This window comes from Oceanospirillum sanctuarii, assembly GCF_002150805.1.
GTDB lineage: Bacteria > Pseudomonadota > Gammaproteobacteria > Pseudomonadales > Halomonadaceae > Oceanospirillum > Oceanospirillum sanctuarii.
Genome location: NZ_MTBA01000004.1, coordinates 1,101,801 through 1,119,578 on the forward strand (window position 1 = coordinate 1,101,801; position 17,778 = coordinate 1,119,578).

Consider the following 17,778-nt stretch of genomic DNA (forward strand, 5'->3'; position numbering starts at 1 on the left):
ACCCGCTAATACTGTGCGGTTTTTCGCACACCACATAATTAGATAGGCGGATACCCACCCAACCCTTTGGGAGAACTCTTAGACCTAGGTCTAAGCCCTGTTGACGTAATGCGTCAAAATTCGGAGCTAAATTCCCCGCCTGAGGTCGATCCTGTCCGTTTCAACAGAGCGAAAAATTCACAGATCAGTAAAGTGTGCGGCATTTCACACAACTCACGCAGCAGAGCCCCGCCATTGACGTTAACGTTAACCAATCGCATCCCCTTAACCACAGAAAACAAGCTTAAGAAATTGGCCTGCCCTTGAATTTCCATCCCTCTCCCCCATTGTTAGGTACATTCGGAACCCGATCAGCAATAGGCCCTCCATGGCTCACGACTCAACACCGCAAGAAATGACCGATCAGAAAGCGCCTAATCAGAAAGTTAGTACGCCAGACTGGCAAAAGATTGAAACCGTACTGCTGGATATGGATGGCACTCTGCTGGATCTGCACTTTGACAGTCACTTCTGGCTGGAGCATCTGCCCAAGCGTTATGCCGAGCTGCATAAACTGGATGAAGCCAGCGCACAGGAATACGTGATTACAGAGATCACTAAAGAGCAGGGCACACTGAACTGGTACAGCCTGGATTACTGGGCCAGCCACTTTAAGGTGGATATTGTTGCCCTGAAGAAAGAAGTGCAGCACCTGATCGGCTTCCGCAGCGATGCTTTAGAGTTACTGAAGTTTCTGGAGAGTCATCAGGCTCAGGTGATTCTGGCCACCAATGCCGATCATCACAGTTTGGATATCAAGTTACCTGTGACAGGACTTGATCAGTATGTGGATAAGATTGTCAGCTCAGCGGAACTGCAGATCGCTAAGGAAGATCCGGCGTTCTGGCAGGCCCTTAAGGAGAAGGTCGATTTTGATCCTGAAACGACTCTGCTGATTGATGATAACGAAACCGTGCTCGACTCCGCCCGGGAGTTTGGCATCCGTTATCTTTACACCATTATGCAACCGGATATGCGTTCACCGGAACGCACCCTGACCCGCTATCCCGGTGTCAGTCAGTTTTCGACCATCATCGACTCCTGAACAGAAACAGATATAGATACAAAGACCTGCGACCTGTGGCCCGTACGCAAAGAGATTAATAAAGGTATATTGATGAGCACACCGGAAACCAAAGTACGCCTCGACAAATGGCTCTGGGCGGCACGTTTCTTTAAAACCCGCGCTCTGGCGAAAAAAGCGATTGAAGGCGGTAAGGTGCATTACAACGGCGAGCGTTGCAAAAGCAGCAAGATGGCTGAAGTCGGTGCCATGCTAACCCTGCCACAGGGCTGGGATGAGAAACGCATTGAGATTATCGCCCTGTCAGATCAGCGCCGTGGCGCACCGGAAGCGGCCCTTCTTTATAAAGAGACGGCAGAAAGTGTTAAAAAGCGGGAAGAAGAAGCTGAAAAACGCAAGCTGCTGAAATCTGCCCTCGGCGCACCGGAAAACCGTCCGAATAAAAAGGACCGTCGCATGATCCATCGTTTCAAGCGGATCGACTCTGAACAGTAAACGGCTCCGAACAGTAGACAACTCTGAACTACCGATGGGTCTGAACTATAATGCTCTGAGCTATATGCTCCGAAAATAACAGAGCCCCCGGCCTTGTCCTTGCAGGCTTACGCCTCAGGAAAGGACTAACCCATTTTCCACAGAATCGGTTGTTTCAGTTGTATATATAGAAACAATAAAAGCAACAGATCCTGTAAACCGCACTAATCAGAAATACGGTGACCTGAAAGCCACCGACATTACAGACAGAAGAGATTTATGAGCCAATTCGATTTTATTCAGCGCTTTATTATTGATAACTCACCGGTTCGCGGCGAGATCGTTCGACTGAAAGACAGCTTTCAGGAAGTGCTGGATAAGCACGATTACCCACCAGCTATCGAAAAACAGCTGGGTGAGATGCTGGCTGCTGTCGCGCTGTTGACCGCCATCGTCAAAGTGGATGGCATCCTGTCCCTTCAGGCTCGCGGTGCCGGAGCCTGCAGTCTTCTGATGGCAGAATCCAATCCCGGTGGTGACCTGCGCGCTATCGCTCGCTGGGAAGGCGATATCGGCGAGGCCAACAGCCTGCAAGAACTGATGGGGAACGGCCAACTGGTGATCACTATCGAACCCACCAACGGCAAGCGCTATCAGGGTATTATCTCTCTGGAACGTGAGACTCTGGCTCACTGCCTGGAGCAATATTTCGAACAATCAGAACAGCTGCCAAGCCGCCTCTGGCTGAACGTCACCGACAAGGTTGCGTCAGGCTTTATGCTGCAGGCTCTCCCCTCTGAGCGCACCGAAGCCGATATCAACGCCTGGGAGCACGCGGTAAGTCTGGCAGAAACCCTGAAGGATGAAGAGATGGCTTCGCTGCCTTTTGAAGAGCTGCTGCATCGCCTGTACCATCAGGAAGAGGTGCGCATCTTCGAAGGCAGTCCACTGCGCTTCCAGTGCACCTGCTCAGAAGAGCGTGTGAAAAATGCTCTGGTCAGCATGGGCAAAGCTGAACTGAATGAAGTGATCAAAGAACGCGGCGCAGTTGAGAGTAAATGCCAGTTCTGTAACACCCTCTACAGCTTTAATGCTGCAGATATCGAAAGCCTGTTTGATGACCCGGAAGCACCATCCCCGGTGATCCACTAATCCGTTAACCGGACACTAATTACTTATCGGGTTAGCAATAAAGCAGGAGGCAAATGCCTCCTGCTTTATTGTTTGCTGACCCGTTTTCGGGTTTAATTCATGCTCTTCTGACCGCTTTTGAATCTTCTCTATATTGCGCGCCAAAAGAGTGCATTTTTCTTCGTTTTCTAACGATTATTTCTTGTAGTAAAACTACAAAACTGCGAAAAACGCCTTCCGAAAACAGCTTTAAAAGTGAACATACGGTCAAAAAACAGACGACCGATCATTTTTTTATCACTCATTTCGAATTTATTTTGCTGAAGTTGCCCTTAGTAAGAACCTCTATCATTTAGAGCGTAAACCATCTTTAACACTGAAATTTCAGCGAAATACTCTAAAAACATCTGCGATTTTGTGTGCATCTGCATCAAGAATTTTGTTTTGTAACTGTTTTTCAGGATTTTCTTCCTGTTGGGGCTTCGCACACACCCGCTTTTTTTGCCATAATACGCCCCTAAAAACCGCTTCCGCAGGCAGACTGCTTTTTGGATATTTTCCGGAAACGACACGACCTGAGAGGAACGGTTTTTTTGATACCCGCTTGGTAATTTGCCCGCTTTGGTAAATTTACTCTTGGTAAGTTTGCCCGGTTTGATAGTAGTTGATCGGCTGGAGCCGAAGGACACAAGTAAATGACGACATCGATTGACGATAGCTCTGTAATGACGTTCACCAACCTCAGCACTGCTGAATTGGTTCAAATGGCTGTTCAACGTAAAGAAGGCGAACTGGCCAGCAACGGAGCTTTGGTAGTATCTACTGGCCACCGCACCGGCCGCTCTCCAATGGATCGTTTCATTGTTGAAGAGCCTAGCACTGCAGACCTGATCGAATGGGGCGCAATCAACCGTCCGTTCGACGCAGCAAAATTCGACGCTCTGTGGGACCGAGTAGAAGAGTATCTGACTCAGAAAGATACTTTTGTCTCCGAGCTGCATGTTGGTGCCGATCCGGAGCACTACCTGCCGATCCGTGTTACCACTGAAACTGCGTGGCACAACCTGTTTGGCCGCACCCTGTTTGTTCGTCCTGACGAATTCAACCCGAAAAACAAGGGTGAGTGGCAGATCATGAACGCGCCTCAGTTCACTTGTGAACCTGAGCGTGACGGCACCAACTCCGACGGTACCGTAATCATCAACTTTGCTAAGCGCAAAGTACTTCTGGCTGGCATGCAGTATGCTGGTGAGATGAAAAAAGCGATGTTCTCTGTGCAGAACTTCCTGCTGCCTGAAAAAGACGTTCTGCCGATGCACTGCTCTGCAAACGTTGGCGAAGATGGCGAAACAACTCTGTTCTTCGGTCTGTCCGGCACCGGTAAGACCACCCTGTCTGCAGACCCTGAGCGTTACCTGATCGGTGATGACGAGCACGGCTGGGGCAAAGGCGTTGTATTCAACATCGAAGGCGGCTGCTACGCGAAATGTATCGACCTGTCTCAGAAAAACGAGCCAGTAATCTGGGACGCGATTAAGTTCGGTTCCGTACTGGAAAACGTTGTTCTGGATGGCAACAAGACTCCGGATTACACCGACGTAAGCCTGACTCAGAACACCCGTGCAGCCTACCCGCTGGAGCACATCGAAAAACGTGTTCTGGAAAACCGCGCTGGCGAGCCTAAAGCAATCGTATTCCTGACCTGTGACCTGACGGGTGTACTGCCTCCTGTTTCTGTTCTGTCCAAAGAAGCAGCGGCTTACCACTTCCTGTCCGGTTACACCGCTCTGGTAGGTTCTACCGAAATGGGTTCCGGTGGCGGCATCAAGTCCACCTTCTCTACCTGCTTCGGCGCACCTTTCTTCCCACGTCCTGCAGCTGAGTACGCTGAGCTCCTGATCAAGCGTATCGAAGAATTTGGTTCTAAAGTGTATCTGGTTAACACTGGCTGGACCGGCGGTTCATACGGTGAAGGTCAGCGCTTCAGCATCCCAACTACCCGTGGCATCATCTCTGCAATTCAGAATGGCGCACTGGAAGATGTTGAAACAGTTCAGCTGGAAGGCATCAACCTGGCTGTACCTACCGAGGTACCAGGCGTTGAAACCAACCTGCTGCAACCTCGTGGCACTTGGGCTAACGCTGAAAGCTATGATGCGGCAGCTAAAGAGCTGGCAGCTAAATTCGTTGAAAACTTCAAGAAGTTCAACGATGTGGACGAAGCGATCATCGCTGCAGGTCCTCAGCTGTAAGATCCGTTTCCGGCTGTTTGATCAGCCGGCGGATTCCAGAAAAAGGCGAACACTCCAGTGTTCGCCTTTTTTGCTTTCCAGGGCAGAGTGAACCATAAGCGTTGCAGATCGTTACTCCGGTTCTACATTTTTTTGCCAGAAAAATTTTGCCCCAAACCTCACCTTACTGTATAAAATCACAGCTTAATTTTTTAGCGATATCAATTCGTTAGCGGATAAACTTTAGCCCATTCATTTTTCATTCGGGCTGTCCGGCTCCGCCTGCGTACCGATACCCCAAATTCAAGACAGAATAGAGAGTTGTCTTCATGGATCAGATCTCCCAACGTATTGCCGATGAACTCAGCGTCAAACAGACTCAGGTCAGCGCTGCCGTAGCCCTTTTGGATGAAGGCTCAACCGTTCCCTTTATCGCGCGATACCGTAAAGAGGTCACCGGTGGTCTGGACGATACCCAGCTGCGTAACCTTGAAGAACGCCTGCGCTATCTGCGCGAACTGGAAGACCGTCGCAGCACGGTTCTGAAAAGCATCGACGATCAGGGCAAACTGTCCGACGAGCTGAAAGCTGACATTCTCGCAGCAGAAACCAAAACCCGTCTGGAAGATCTCTACCTGCCTTATAAGCCTAAGCGCCGAACCAAGGCACAGATTGCCCGCGAAGCCGGTCTTGAGCCTCTGGCTGATCTGCTGTTTAGCAATCCGGAAACGGATCCACAGACTGCCGCCGAAGATTACCTCAACGCCGACGCCGGTATTACAGATACCAAAGCGGCGCTGGACGGGGCTAAACAGATTCTGATGGAACGCTTCAGTGAAGACGCCAGCCTGCTGGATACCCTGCGTACCAAACTCTGGCAGCAGGGCGAACTTCAGTCCCGCGTGGTTCCCGGTCAGGAACAGGCCGGTGAAAAATTCAGCGATTACTTTGAACACAACGAAGCGGTCAGCAAAACACCATCCCACCGTGCGCTGGCGATGTTCCGAGGCCGTAACGAAGGAGCCCTGCAGCTGGCCATCGTTCTGCCTGAAGCGGAAGAGCTCAAGATTCATCCCTGCGAGGAGATTATCGCCCGTCATTTCGGTATCGAAGATCAGAAGCGCCCGGCAGATACCTGGCTGAAAGAGGTGGTGCGCTGGACATGGCGCGTTAAGCTGCTGACCCATATCGAAACCGAACTTATGACCCGACTGCGTGAAGCTGCTGAAGCGGAAGCGATCAAGGTATTTGCCGGCAACCTGAAGGACCTGCTGCTGGCAGCTCCTGCAGGCCCCCGCGCTACTCTGGGTCTCGACCCGGGCCTGCGCACCGGTGTTAAGGTTGCGGTTGTTGATCACACCGGCAAACTACTGGATCACAGCACCATTTACCCTCACGCACCGAAGAATCAGTGGCGTGAATCCTTGGCCGTGCTGGCAGCACTGGTCAGCAAATACGATGTCGATCTGATCAGTATCGGTAACGGCACTGCATCCCGTGAAACCGATAAACTGGCTGGCGATCTGGTTAAGCTGATCAAGGATCGCAAAGTCAGCAAGATTATGGTGAGCGAAGCCGGTGCTTCGGTTTACTCCGCATCTGAGCTCGCCGCAAAAGAGTTCCCGGATCTGGATGTGAGCATCCGCGGTGCGGTATCCATTGCCCGTCGCCTGCAGGACCCTCTGGCAGAGCTGGTGAAGATCGATCCGAAATCGATCGGTGTAGGCCAGTACCAGCACGACGTTTCCCAGACTCAGCTGGCCCGCAGCCTTGAAGCCGTTGTGGAAGACTGTGTAAACGCTGTTGGCGTGGATGTAAATACAGCCTCGGTGGCACTGCTCAACCGGGTATCCGGTCTTAACGCCACTCTGGCTCAGAACATCATCAGCTACCGCGATGAGAACGGCACCTTTAACAGCCGCACCGATCTGAAAAAAGTCGCCCGTCTTGGCCCGAAAGCCTTTGAACAGTGCGCCGGTTTCCTGCGTATTATGCAGGGTAAGAACCCGCTGGACGCCTCTGCGGTTCACCCGGAAGCCTACCCTGTGGTGAAAAAGATTGCTGAAAACAGTGGTCGAAAAGTGGATAGCCTGATCGGTGATTCCGGCTTCCTGAAGGGAGTTAATCCGGCGGAATACACCGATGAAAACTTTGGTCTGCCAACGGTAACTGACATTCTGAAAGAGTTGGACAAGCCGGGTCGTGACCCTCGCCCTGAGTTTAAAGCGGCCGAGTTTATGGAAGGCGTTGAAGAGATCAGTGATCTTAAGCCGGGCATGATTCTGGAAGGCTCCGTCACCAACGTTACCAACTTTGGTGCTTTTGTCGATGTGGGTGTGCATCAGGATGGTCTGGTGCATATCTCTGCGCTGTCCAACACCTTTGTGGAAGACCCGCGTACCGTGGTGAAAGCGGGTGATATTGTGCAGGTTAAGGTGATCGATGTGGATCAGCAGCGCCGCCGTATCGCGCTGTCGATGCGCCTGAACGACGAACCGGAAGCACAACAAAGCCACAGTGGTGCCGGTAACGATAAAGGCCGAGGCCGTAATTACTCCTCTGCGAACCAAAATAAACGGGGTCAGAGCGGTAAAGATCAGGGTGGCCAAAATGGTGGTATGGGTACATTAGGAATGTTGCTTGCCCAAGCACAGCAAAAACAGCGAAAATAGCGCCATTAAAGTATCCTGACAAAAGCAGTCGGGATTGCTGTCGACTCATTTTGGCAGCTTAACTTTTTGACGACACCGCTTGAAGCCTGATTCTGCGCCCCCATATTGGCAGATCAGGCTTTTTTCGACTGGCAAAGGCCGGTTTGTTGCAGATGAATCCGCTGTTAGCTCACCTCCCAAAGAGCTTAATAGCGACTGAACGCTTTATGCGCCGGCCCCGCCGGTTGGTATTAGGGGAAGCACCTTGACCAAAACCATCAAAGATCGTATCGAGTTTTTACGCCCTGTTGCCCAGCGCGGTCTGTTTACCCAGATCAAGCGCGGACTCGAAAAGGAAGGTTTACGTACAACGCCAACAAGCAATCTGGCGCAAACCGATCACCCGAAGGCTCTTGGTTCAACACTGACCCACCCCTACATCACCACAGACTATTCGGAAGCGCTGCTGGAGTTTATTACGCCGGTATCCAGCAAACTGAATGAAACGCTGGATTTTCTGAAGGATCTGCACGCTTTCAGCTATCGTCACTTGGGTGACGAAGTGATCTGGCCTGCCAGCATGCCGTGCAAATTGCAGGGTAATGAGAGCATCCCCATCGCCCGCTACGGCAGCTCAAACTCCGGCACCATGAAAACCGTTTACCGTCATGGCCTGTCCTGGCGTTACGGCCGCATCATGCAGTCGATTGCGGGTCTGCACTACAACTTCTCCCTGCCGGAGCAGTTGTGGCCAGCACTGCTGCACCTGAAATATCCTGAGCGCGATGCCAAAGATCCTCAGGTTCTGCAGGACTTTATCTCAGAACAGTATTTTGCCCTGATCCGAAATTTCCGCCGCTACAGCTGGCTGCTGCTTTACCTGTTTGGTGCTTCACCAGCGGTGGATAAGAGCTTTGTTGAAGGCAAACAGCACCCGCTGGATGAACTGGATCAGGACAGCCTTTATCTGCCCTACGCAACCTCACTGCGTATGAGCGGACTGGGTTACCAGAACAATGTTCAGTCGAGCCTTAAGATCTGCTTTAACTCCCTGGAAAATTACGTTCGCACCCTGACCCATGCGATCCAAACCCCTTATGCGCCATATCAGGAACTGGGCGTAAAGGTGGATGATACCTACCGTCAGCTGAACACCAATATCCTGCAGATCGAAAACGAATACTACAGCGACATCCGTCCGAAGCGTGTCGCGGAGAGTGGAGAACGCCCATCTGAAGCGCTGACCGAGCGCGGCGTTGAGTACATTGAGGTGCGCTGCATCGATCTGAACCCGTTTGAAGCCATTGGCATCACAGAAACTCAGGCACGCTTTGTCGATACCTTCCTGCTGTTCTGTTTGCTGGAAAACAGTGCTCAGATTCCGGATGACGAGTGCGCCATGCTGGATGAGAATCACAGCAAGATTGTTAATCGTGGCCGTGAACCGGGTCTTATGCTGCAAACGCCAGAGGGTGAGCTTTCCCGAGAGCAGTGGAGTCATCAGCTGTTTGATCGCCTGCAACCTGTGGCGGATCTGCTGGATAGCGCCAATGACAAAGCGGAACATAAGGCCGCACTGGATGCGTTCCGCCCATTGATCGACCAACCGGAACTGACACCTTCAGCCAAAGTGCTTGAGGCGGTTCGTAAAGTCGGTAGCTTTACTGCCTTTGCCCAGCAGCAGGCGAATCAACAGGCTGAAGTACTGCGCACAGCTCCAATCAACAAAGCTCGCGAAGCGCTGTTCAGCCAGCTGTCAGAAAGCTCTATTCGTCAGCAGTCCGATCTGGAAGAAGCTGATCTGGTAGATTTCGACACCTTCCTGGCTAACTACATGGCTCGCCAGAGCGCATAAAGCTCAACGTCTTTTTTCGACAAAAACAAAAAAACCGCTGATGAATCATCAGCGGTTTTTTTATGCCGTCAGGCTGTGATGGTCTAAACCATCGGCAGCTTACTTCTGATAGATAAAGTTCAGTACCAGCAGATCGTCGATCACAGGGTGACCCACCTCTTTCTGCATCAGGTCTTTAACAGCCTGAGCGGCTTCCATACGAATCTGCTCCTGACCAACTGGTGTTGTCACCGCCTCATCAGTCTGACGACTGAACAGCGAAACCAGCTCGTTACGGATCAGCGGCATGTGGTGACTAACCGTTTGCTCTGCCAAAGGAGAGCTGGTTACCAGCGTGATATCAGCCTTCAGATATTTCAGGCGACCCGGACCACCATAGTTCAGTACAAAAGAGGGCTTCACTTCGGTGTAAGCGATAGGCGAACCTTCAGCTCCTTCTTCTGCCCAGCTTTGCATGCTTGCACCAAACATAATCAGAACCGCCAGCAGGCTATGTTTCACTAACTTAATCACTCAGCACTCTCCAATTTAATCATTATCCGCTTTATTAGGATCCTTCCGCAGTTATGGGGAACCTGCCGGAATGAAAACACTCTATGGGAGCATCCCGGATTCACCTCCGTGGCGCTGCCTGAGTCAAATATCGTTCTATTGTAGGGCTGCAACGGATTTTTTCCAATGCACAAGCCGCATATAATAAGGCTCTGGCAAACAGGTTGCTTCAGATGTTTTGCCTTTATCACCTAAAACTAAGGACAGAGAATGACCCTGAATTACCGCACCCTTAATCTGGCGGGTTTTGTCGCCTGTTTTCTGCTGATCGCCAGCGCTCTGGTTATGCAGCATGTTTTTGAACTGGAGCCTTGTCCGCTGTGTATCTTCCAGCGTATCAGCTTTATGGTCGCCGGTGGCCTCTTCCTGATCGGCGCCTTGTTTAATCCTGTTTCGGCGGGTAAGCGTAAGCTTATCAGTGGCCTTAACCTGCTGGCTCTGGCTGCAGGTATTGGCCTGGCACTGCGTCATATCTGGCTGCAGAATCTGCCACCTTCCGAAGTTCCGTCCTGCGGCCCAGGTCTGGACTATATGCTGGAAGTACTGCCCTTTACCTCCGTGATCAGTCAGGTACTGAGCGGTAGCGGCGAATGCGCTGAGATCTCCTGGACCTTCATGGGACTCTCGATTCCGTGGTGGACTATGTTTGCCTATATCGGCCTTGCAGGTCTGGTTTTTCTGGCTCACCGCAAAGCGAAGCAATAAACAGGCATACTGAATACTTCAGAAAATCCGACGGCCGATATTTGCATACAAACACAGGTGACATTGCATAACCGCTACCGTATGCTAAGGACGAAACCCGTCTTTGATGAGCGATTCTGCAACGGCCTGTCAGGCCGTCGAGATGCTGGAGGTCTGCCATGCTTGAAGGTTGTAAAAATGCCCGTGAACGCTGGAGTGGCGTACACGAGATGATCGACAAATGGCTTCAGGAACGTCAGGAGCTGATCGTTTGCTACACCGAACTGGCCCATCTGGTTAAAACCGACACCGCGCCAGGAACCGAGCAGGTTCAGGCATTATGCGATGTTATGGTGGACTACACATCAGCAGGTCACTTTGAAATTTTTGAACAGCTCTGCCGGGAAGCAGAAGCCTTCTCAGATCAGGATGCGATTGAACTCAGCCAGAAGATTTTCCCGCTGATTCAGAAAAGCACCGATGTCATTCTTGATTTTAACGAAGCCTACGGCGCCAGTACTGTCGCTGATGAAGCTCTGGCTAAACTGCCGGATGAACTATCCCGATTGGGTGAGTTTCTGGCAGACCGCTTCCAGCATGAAGACACCCTGATCGAAACCTTGCACACAGCCCATAGGGAACTTGTAGACTCATGATCCACGCCGGTAAAACTGCAGCCTCTGCTGTATTGGCCGCACTTTTTCTGACACTGTCCGGTTGCTCTGATCTGACACCACCGGAACAGACCTGGCCGCTGGCGGCCAAAGGTCATTACGATGCCGCTCTGTCTGATAACGGCAGTCTGGCGATTGTTGCTTCGATTAACCATGGCGGCAGCCTGTGGCAGCTGCCTCAGCACGAGCGTGTTTTTAACTGGAACCACAAAGCAGATACCTTTTCTCTGCTGGACCATGTGGCAATTTCCGGTGACGGCCGCTTTGGTGCTACCGCTGAACAAAGTAAGCTGACACTCTGGGATGCAACCTCCGGTAAATACCTCAATTTCTGGGCACTACCGGCGAATATCCGCAGTCTCGATATCTCTGCTGACGGCCAGTTCCTGCTGGCAGGCCTTGATAACAGCACAGCTGTTCTGATCAGCACAGCTCAGGGTAAAGGTGTTCGCACCTTTACTGCAGATGATCAGGTATCCTCTGTAGCACTGAGCGCTGACAATACCATGGCAATGGGCGGCACCCGCATCGGATCGGTCTATCTGTGGAATACGGAAGACGGCGAGGTTCGAGGCCAGTGGTCCCACGATAACCAGATTCGTTCTATGGCGATCGCTCCGGATAACCGCTTTGCCTTTAGCGGTGCGCAAGCAGGTTCAGGGGTTGTTGTTGATCTGACCAGCGGTCAGATTGCGATGAATATTGATATCAACCGTGGTGGCGAAATCGCTGCTGCTACCTATACCGCAGCAAGCTTCAGCCAGAGCCAGAATCTACTGGTCACAGGCAGCAGCACCGGCAAACTCAAGCTTTGGGATCTGTCGGCGAAAAAAGAGATCGCGGATTGGGAAGCAACCAAGCGTGATGCCTGGAAACCCTCCGGCGTCAGTATTCAGGACATCGCTTTTGTTGGTGGCAATAAACTGAGAGCCGTTGCCAGCAATGGCCTTGCTTACGAGTTTGCCCGCTAACTTCTCATAAAGGCTTTAAAACAAAAAAACCGGTAATCATTACCGGTTTTTTTTGTTTCTGGAAGCGTACAGATAAGATCAGAACTGAGGCTCTGAACTGTCCATAACGCTACCGGATTCTTTACCGACCATACGGCCAATCTCTTTATCGATAAAGAACAAACCTTTACCGTCTTCGCCGATAATCTCAATCTTATCCAGAATGCCTTTAAACAGCTTCTCTTCTTCGTGCTGCTCAGCAACGTACCACTGCAGGAAGCTGAAGGTTGAATAATCCTGTTCTGTAAAAGCAGTATGCGCCAGCTCGTTAATCTTCTGAGTGATCAGGCACTCATGCTCGAATACCTTTTCAAACAGATCTTTGATCGATTCAAACTCAGTTGGCGGCGCATCAATCGCACCCAATTTTGCCATAGCGCCGGTCTCATTCACGTAGGTGAATAAGCGCTTCATGTGCTCCATCTCTTCATCTGCATGCTTCTGCAGAAACTCAGCACAACCTTCAAAGCCTTTATCTTCAGCCCACGCACTCATCTGCAGGTAAAGGTTAGAGGAATAAAATTCCAGGTTGATCTGTTCATTCAAACGATCAATCATCGCTTTTTTTAACATGGACTCTCCTAGTGAGGCGGGTAATTGCTATGGCTGAATCATACCGTTGACGGGATATCGATGACAATTCAGTGACATACCATCAGGTCTTTATCGGGTTGGACTACATCTCGAGGGGGCGGCAGAGTCGCTTCTTATCCGAGGCCGAACGAGCGCACTTACCGCAGAGATAGTTGCTGGAGCGGGTAACCTGAGTCAGCTCCTCAAAGTGCTTGCTGATATCGCTTTTATCCAGCTTACACAGACGACCGGGCTTCAGAGACTTAGCCATGAAATAAGAACCTCAGAAAAGTACACAACGGATAATCGAACAGCGCACATGCAACTGATTAAGACTTACAAACAATAATGATTATCATATAAAAGCCATCCCGGAAAAGAAAGCTTTGTTATGCACAAATTCTGATATGACCAAAGGAAGCCCCTTCAGATATCAGAAAAGTCAGGACGACTCTCGGCTTTCTCGTACATATCATCATCCTGATGCAAAGACGACATCAGAAGACTACCCAGCTGACGATCAGTCACCAACTGATTCCGGCCACGGTTTTTCGCCGAGTAAACAGCGATATCCGCCCGGTGCATGGTCTCTTCGATAGGCTCTTTAGGCCGATACTGAGTCACGCCAATACTGGCGGTCACATTGTGACCCGGATCCAGAATATCCAGTTGGGCATGCTCCATCGATACTCGCAGGCGATCAGCTACCTGAATAGCACCTTCCAAAGGTGTTCTGACTAATACCAAAACAAACTCTTCACCACCTAAGCGGGCAACAAAGTCCACCTCTCTGACACTGTTACGGGCAATATCAGCAAAGGTCTGCAGCACCTCATCACCCGCTTTATGGCCGTAACGATCATTCACCTGCTTGAAGTGATCCAAATCGACAAAACAGAGGCTGAAGTCATAATCGCCACGGGCGGCCAACGCCTGCTGACGGCGCAGAATCTCCATCAGATGCCGGCGATTATAAAGCCCGGTCAGGTCATCAGTAATCGCCTGCTCCTTAACCTGCTTCATCACCTCGTTCATCTCCGCATTACGCTTTTTCAGCGCCCAGCGCAGACTGCTGATCTCAGTACCAATAATACTGACCCCCACCAGCATAAAGATGAACACCAGAGCGCTCAGAGTTTGCTCCGTCAGCCCAGCACCATCGCCTTTAAGCTGATGCAGAAGCATCACCGTGGTGTAACAGATCAGAATAAAACCACCGACAATAAAAAAGCCCCGCCGCTGCATGCGGAACGCACCAAATAACACCACCAACAGATAGTGCATCAGGAAGACATTCTGCAGTTCAGGAACCAAATAGATGGAGACAGTATTGGTAAAGGTGTGCCAGATCAGCTGGGGAATGGTTAGGCTGGGATCTTTAAACAGAAGGTTGATGTCATAGCTGATCATCAGAGGGAAGCAGAGGTTGCCCAACCAGATAAGGGTATAGAGCAAAATAAAATAGGGAAGCGCGAGATCCACCATCCCCAGCAACATCGAAAGCACAACGACCGCTGTCAGGACTAATCCCGAGCCGGTTGCCATCAAAGTTCGTCTCATCCTGAGCAGCTGATGCTGATCTTTAGGGACAAGCTGAGGCATCAGTTTGTCTATTATCGCAATCATGTTTCCCTCTGCAGCCTTTTTAATTGTTGTCTTCGCATCCATGCGACCCAAAGGTTTTACCAGAAAAAAACTGACTTTCCAATAAAGCTGTCTTTTAAAGTGTACTTAACCCCTTTTTATCTACAGTTCGCAACATAATCTGACGAGATGTCACAGCTAGCGCTGTAACGCCCACCAGTAGCGGTTTTATTAACCCGCCACGGGCTATGCCCCGTGCTATAATGAGCAGAAGTAGATCAAGCAAGAATATTCATGAAATCTATTCAAAGAGATAGCCATGATTGAGATCCGTCACCTCAAAACCCTGATGGCACTGAAAGAGACCGGTAGCCTGGTGGAAGCCGCAGACCGGATTCACCTGACACAATCCGCCCTCTCACACCAGATTAAAGACCTCGAAGAACGCTTGGGCTGTACACTGTTCGTGCGTAAAAGTAAGCCTCTGCAGTTCACCAGTGCAGGAATGAGGATTCTGCAACTGGCAGATGAAGTGATGCCTCTGCTGCGTTCGGCGCAACGGGATCTGGATCGTATGGCGGGTGGAGAAGTGGGTCGCTTGCACATGGCGATTGAGTGCCACAGCTGCTTTCAGTGGTTAATGCCTACGATCGACAGTTTTCGCAATAACTGGCCTGAAGTAGAGATGGATTTTGCCTCGGGTTTTAACTTTGCCCCGCTACCCGCTCTGGCACGCGGTGAACTGGATCTGGTGATCACCTCAGACCCCCAACCTCTTCCGAGCGTTGAATACGTTCCCCTGTTCCGTTACGAAGGTCTTCTTGCGGTTGCCAAACAGCATGCCCTTGCGAAAAAGAATTTTGTTACCGAGCAGGAGCTGGCTCAGGAAACTCTGATCATCTATCCGGTTGAACGGGATCGTCTGGATGTATTTTCTAAGTTCCTGACTCCGGCAGGGCTAGAACCGACAGATACTCGCTCAGCAGAACTGACCATTATGATGATGCAACTGGTAGCCAGCGGCCGTGGTGTTTGTGCATTACCTAACTGGGCTGCAGCAGAATATCTGGAGCGGGACTACGTGAAAGGCGTTCGCCTTGGTGAAAAAGGCCTCTGGAGCACACTCTTTGCCGCTGTACGCAAAGACACCATTGATAGCGCCTATATGAAGGATTTCCTGAGGACCGCCCGTGAGGTTTCTTTCCGCACGCTTTCAGGTATCCAGCCAGCGGACCATAAAACAGATGGCTTAGCGGATTAAGAGCGTTTGCTGTTGGTGCTTGAGGGCTAAAGAGTTCTGAACAAAAACTGCAGACGAAAAAAAGGGGCCCACTGCATGGCCCCTTCTCAAAAGGAGAGATAAAAAGGATAGAACTCAAGTCTCAGCTACAAATCAACCTGCGTTCCAATTTACTGCAGGAAAAATGTTACTGAATGAGCGCCTGCCCTTTCTTGACACTCATCAACAAAATCCGGCCCAACACTTAATCTGAGTCAAAAAGCACCGGATTAGCATTTTTCGACGAAAATAATGCTGAAATAACCCTTTTCTAACGACAAAAAACTGTCATTAAACGATAGGCGTATCTTCAACATCCACCCGATAACGGGGAAAGATCAGGCTGAAGCGTGCTCCGCCAAACTCATCACTACGATCCACCATAGCGCCACCCTGATGCCAATAAGTGATTCGGCGCACAATAGACAAGCCTAAACCATAACCACCGGATGCCCGGGTTCGACTGTCATCCAGTCGGGAAAACGGGGTAAATACCCGCTCCCAATCTTCTTCCGGCACACCGGGACCATCATCTTCCACATCAATCCGGAAGCTGTCCGCATCAACATAGCAGCTTATCTGAACCTGACTTTCCGCATAACGGCAGGCGTTGCTGACCAAATTCTGAACTGCCCGCTGGAAGTAGCGGACTTCAACATCAGCATCATCACCCACCGATGGATTACGGTGAATAACTTTCAGCTCCAGTTCAGGCTTGAGCACACGTAAGCCATTGACCACATCATCCAGCAACGGCATGACAGCCGCACGCTCATAATGCAGGTGTAAAGTTTCCTGCCCCAGACGGGCGTAGGTCAGAATCTCATCAACCAGCTCGTCCAGCTCCTGAATATCACTGTCGATGCCCTTCAGCTGCTTCTGAGCAAAAGGATCGTCCACCATATCCTCGATCATCTGCATACCAAAACGGATACGGGCAACGGGCGTACGCAGCTCATGAGAAACAGCATGGATCATCTCCTGCTGTGTTTTCAGCAGTTCCTGAACCTGTTTTGCCATAGTATTAAAGGCGCGGGCAAGGCGAGCAACAAAGTCATCGCCGTCAACACGAACCCGGGTACTCAGATGACCTGCAGCAATTCGACTTGCAGCCTGTTCTACTTTTTGCAGACGGTGTTCGAGCATGCGCACTGAGAGATAAACACCACTACCGGACAACAATAAAGCAACCAGCGCAATCGCGGCCATCAGAACCAGAGGATAAGGATCAAACATACCTACAGGCCCGACTTTTAACAGGCGCTCGTCATCCAGTTGCGCGTAGGCGACTACAGCCCGACCACTTTCCATAAAGGAGAGAATCGCCTCTCCCTCTTCAAGCTGTTGCTGTTCAATACGATCAAGATCAACATCCGCTGCCGGAATCAGAGATACAGGGTAAGCAAAATGAGGATTGGTTTCGGAAAGCACCTGCGATGCAGGGTAGTCATAACCCCGGATCACCTGCCGGAGGAGATCCACAGAGGCCCTGGCATGTTGTTCAGACAAGCGGGGGATCAGGCCTTTCACCAGTAAGTGGCTTTCAGGATCGAGATAGCGATAAACAATCAGCTCACGCTCAGTACGCCCCTGCAGTAACAGAATACGATTTTCACGCAGACGACGTAGCTGCCAGCTGTCCAGCGGTTCATCCTCTACCCGGGTGACAGAGAGCTTAATGTTCAGCTTGGTACTGGTTTCCATCAGCCAGCTGACACGAGCGGATTCCTCCTGTTGCTGCCAGCCTTTACTTAGCAGATAGAAGGTACCTGAAGCTAACTCTTCCCGATATTGCTCAACACGAACATGGTTGATCAGAGAGGTGGCACCAACCGCCAGTACGATAACCAATAGCATCGCCAGCAGCATGTGCAGATAAACACGGATAAAGATGCTGTTAACCCGAAGAGCGTTTAGAGGCATCACGTGAAAGGAATCCCGGTTTGTTAAAAAATATCCGGCCGGAAAGTTAAGCCGAAAGGCCTGAACGAAAAACACGGCAGAGAAACCTTATCTG

The 17,778-nt window shown here is 50.8% G+C and carries 15 protein-coding genes; 10 read left to right on the forward strand and 5 right to left on the reverse strand.

All coding sequences use genetic code 11. The features are described 5' to 3' along the window. The first annotated feature begins 394 nt into the window (after window positions 1-394). The 6 genes from yrfG to gshA all read left to right on the forward strand — a co-directional run bounded on the left by yrfG (window position 395) and on the right by gshA (window position 9,405). Window positions 395-1,084, forward strand: a complete 690-nt coding sequence (gene yrfG / locus BV405_RS11975) for a GMP/IMP nucleotidase (RefSeq protein WP_086481185.1) — start codon at window positions 395-397, stop codon at window positions 1,082-1,084. 72 nt (window positions 1,085-1,156) lie between these two features. Continuing rightward, window positions 1,157-1,558 carry a ribosome-associated heat shock protein Hsp15 gene (hslR, locus tag BV405_RS11980; protein ID WP_086481065.1) on the forward strand — a complete coding sequence of 134 codons (402 nt, stop codon included), beginning with the start codon at window positions 1,157-1,159 and terminating at the stop codon, window positions 1,556-1,558. A gap of 258 nt (window positions 1,559-1,816) precedes the next feature. Next, the gene (gene hslO / locus BV405_RS11985; RefSeq protein WP_086481066.1) at window positions 1,817-2,689 is read left to right on the forward strand and encodes an Hsp33 family molecular chaperone HslO; all 873 of its coding nucleotides are present in this window, start codon (window positions 1,817-1,819) and stop codon (window positions 2,687-2,689) included. 674 nt (window positions 2,690-3,363) lie between these two features. Beyond that, window positions 3,364-4,920, forward strand: coding sequence for a phosphoenolpyruvate carboxykinase (locus BV405_RS11995; RefSeq protein WP_245832302.1), 1,557 nt, complete (start codon window positions 3,364-3,366; stop codon window positions 4,918-4,920). 308 nt (window positions 4,921-5,228) lie between these two features. Beyond that, window positions 5,229-7,571: a Tex family protein gene (locus tag BV405_RS12000; RefSeq protein WP_086481068.1), complete on the forward strand. Its 2,343-nt coding sequence runs from the start codon at window positions 5,229-5,231 to the stop codon at window positions 7,569-7,571. 244 nt (window positions 7,572-7,815) lie between these two features. Further along, entirely contained in the window at window positions 7,816-9,405 is a 1,590-nt protein-coding gene (gshA, locus tag BV405_RS12005; RefSeq protein ID WP_086481069.1) for a glutamate--cysteine ligase, read from the forward strand. 99 nt (window positions 9,406-9,504) lie between these two features. Here gshA and BV405_RS12010 read toward each other — a convergent pair whose 3' ends face one another. Next, a complete protein-coding gene (locus tag BV405_RS12010; protein ID WP_217895633.1) occupies window positions 9,505-9,918 on the reverse strand; it encodes a flagellar basal body-associated FliL family protein in 414 nt (137 codons plus the stop codon). Window positions 9,919-10,167: 249 nt separating this feature from the next. Between BV405_RS12010 and BV405_RS12015 the strand changes: the two genes are divergently transcribed. The 3 genes from BV405_RS12015 to BV405_RS12025 all read left to right on the forward strand — a co-directional run bounded on the left by BV405_RS12015 (window position 10,168) and on the right by BV405_RS12025 (window position 12,286). Then, the gene (locus BV405_RS12015; protein WP_086481070.1) at window positions 10,168-10,662 is read left to right on the forward strand and encodes a disulfide bond formation protein B; all 495 of its coding nucleotides are present in this window, start codon (window positions 10,168-10,170) and stop codon (window positions 10,660-10,662) included. 158 nt (window positions 10,663-10,820) lie between these two features. Next, window positions 10,821-11,297, forward strand: coding sequence for a sigma D regulator (gene rsd / locus BV405_RS12020; RefSeq protein WP_086481071.1), 477 nt, complete (start codon window positions 10,821-10,823; stop codon window positions 11,295-11,297). Further along, the gene (locus BV405_RS12025; RefSeq protein WP_086481072.1) at window positions 11,294-12,286 is read left to right on the forward strand and encodes a WD40 repeat domain-containing protein; all 993 of its coding nucleotides are present in this window, start codon (window positions 11,294-11,296) and stop codon (window positions 12,284-12,286) included. The genes rsd and BV405_RS12025 overlap by 4 nt, the downstream gene beginning before the upstream one ends. A 78-nt stretch (window positions 12,287-12,364) precedes the next feature. Here the strand turns inward: BV405_RS12025 and ftnA are convergent, their stop codons facing one another. The 3 genes from ftnA to BV405_RS12035 form a co-directional block, all read right to left on the reverse strand. Further along, window positions 12,365-12,898: a non-heme ferritin gene (ftnA, locus tag BV405_RS12030; RefSeq protein WP_086481073.1), complete on the reverse strand. Its 534-nt coding sequence runs from the start codon at window positions 12,896-12,898 to the stop codon at window positions 12,365-12,367. A gap of 103 nt (window positions 12,899-13,001) precedes the next feature. Beyond that, window positions 13,002-13,169 carry a hypothetical protein gene (locus BV405_RS17700; RefSeq protein WP_176330132.1) on the reverse strand — a complete coding sequence of 56 codons (168 nt, stop codon included), beginning with the start codon at window positions 13,167-13,169 and terminating at the stop codon, window positions 13,002-13,004. A gap of 155 nt (window positions 13,170-13,324) precedes the next feature. Continuing rightward, entirely contained in the window at window positions 13,325-14,524 is a 1,200-nt protein-coding gene (locus BV405_RS12035) for a GGDEF domain-containing protein (protein ID WP_217895634.1), read from the reverse strand. Window positions 14,525-14,801: 277 nt separating this feature from the next. Between BV405_RS12035 and BV405_RS12040 the strand changes: the two genes are divergently transcribed. Then, window positions 14,802-15,743 (forward strand): LysR family transcriptional regulator, encoded by a 942-nt coding sequence (locus tag BV405_RS12040; protein ID WP_086481075.1) that lies wholly within the window; start codon window positions 14,802-14,804, stop codon window positions 15,741-15,743. Window positions 15,744-16,052: 309 nt separating this feature from the next. On the opposite strand, the gene BV405_RS12045 is transcribed toward BV405_RS12040, so the two are convergent. Beyond that, window positions 16,053-17,684 carry an ATP-binding protein gene (locus BV405_RS12045; protein WP_140054586.1) on the reverse strand — a complete coding sequence of 544 codons (1,632 nt, stop codon included), beginning with the start codon at window positions 17,682-17,684 and terminating at the stop codon, window positions 16,053-16,055. Window positions 17,685-17,778 lie beyond the last annotated feature (94 nt).

What these genes read in the sequence shown, in the direction of transcription:
- yrfG (WP_086481185.1), top strand. Translation starts at nt 395, where the DNA reads ATGACCGATCAGAAAGCGCCTAATCAGAAAGTTAGTACGCCAGACTGG.
- hslO (WP_086481066.1), top strand. Translation starts at nt 1,817, where the DNA reads ATGAGCCAATTCGATTTTATTCAGCGCTTTATTATTGATAACTCACCG.
- BV405_RS12025 (WP_086481072.1), top strand. Translation starts at nt 11,294, where the DNA reads ATGATCCACGCCGGTAAAACTGCAGCCTCTGCTGTATTGGCCGCACTT.
- BV405_RS12040 (WP_086481075.1), top strand. Translation starts at nt 14,802, where the DNA reads ATGATTGAGATCCGTCACCTCAAAACCCTGATGGCACTGAAAGAGACC.
- hslR (WP_086481065.1), top strand. Translation starts at nt 1,157, where the DNA reads ATGAGCACACCGGAAACCAAAGTACGCCTCGACAAATGGCTCTGGGCG.
- BV405_RS12045 (WP_140054586.1), bottom strand. Translation starts at nt 17,684, where the DNA reads ATGCCTCTAAACGCTCTTCGGGTTAACAGCATCTTTATCCGTGTTTAT.
- BV405_RS17700 (WP_176330132.1), bottom strand. Translation starts at nt 13,169, where the DNA reads ATGGCTAAGTCTCTGAAGCCCGGTCGTCTGTGTAAGCTGGATAAAAGC.
- BV405_RS12035 (WP_217895634.1), bottom strand. Translation starts at nt 14,524, where the DNA reads ATGATTGCGATAATAGACAAACTGATGCCTCAGCTTGTCCCTAAAGAT.
- ftnA (WP_086481073.1), bottom strand. Translation starts at nt 12,898, where the DNA reads ATGTTAAAAAAAGCGATGATTGATCGTTTGAATGAACAGATCAACCTG.
- rsd (WP_086481071.1), top strand. Translation starts at nt 10,821, where the DNA reads ATGCTTGAAGGTTGTAAAAATGCCCGTGAACGCTGGAGTGGCGTACAC.
- BV405_RS12015 (WP_086481070.1), top strand. Translation starts at nt 10,168, where the DNA reads ATGACCCTGAATTACCGCACCCTTAATCTGGCGGGTTTTGTCGCCTGT.
- BV405_RS12000 (WP_086481068.1), top strand. Translation starts at nt 5,229, where the DNA reads ATGGATCAGATCTCCCAACGTATTGCCGATGAACTCAGCGTCAAACAG.
- BV405_RS11995 (WP_245832302.1), top strand. Translation starts at nt 3,364, where the DNA reads ATGACGACATCGATTGACGATAGCTCTGTAATGACGTTCACCAACCTC.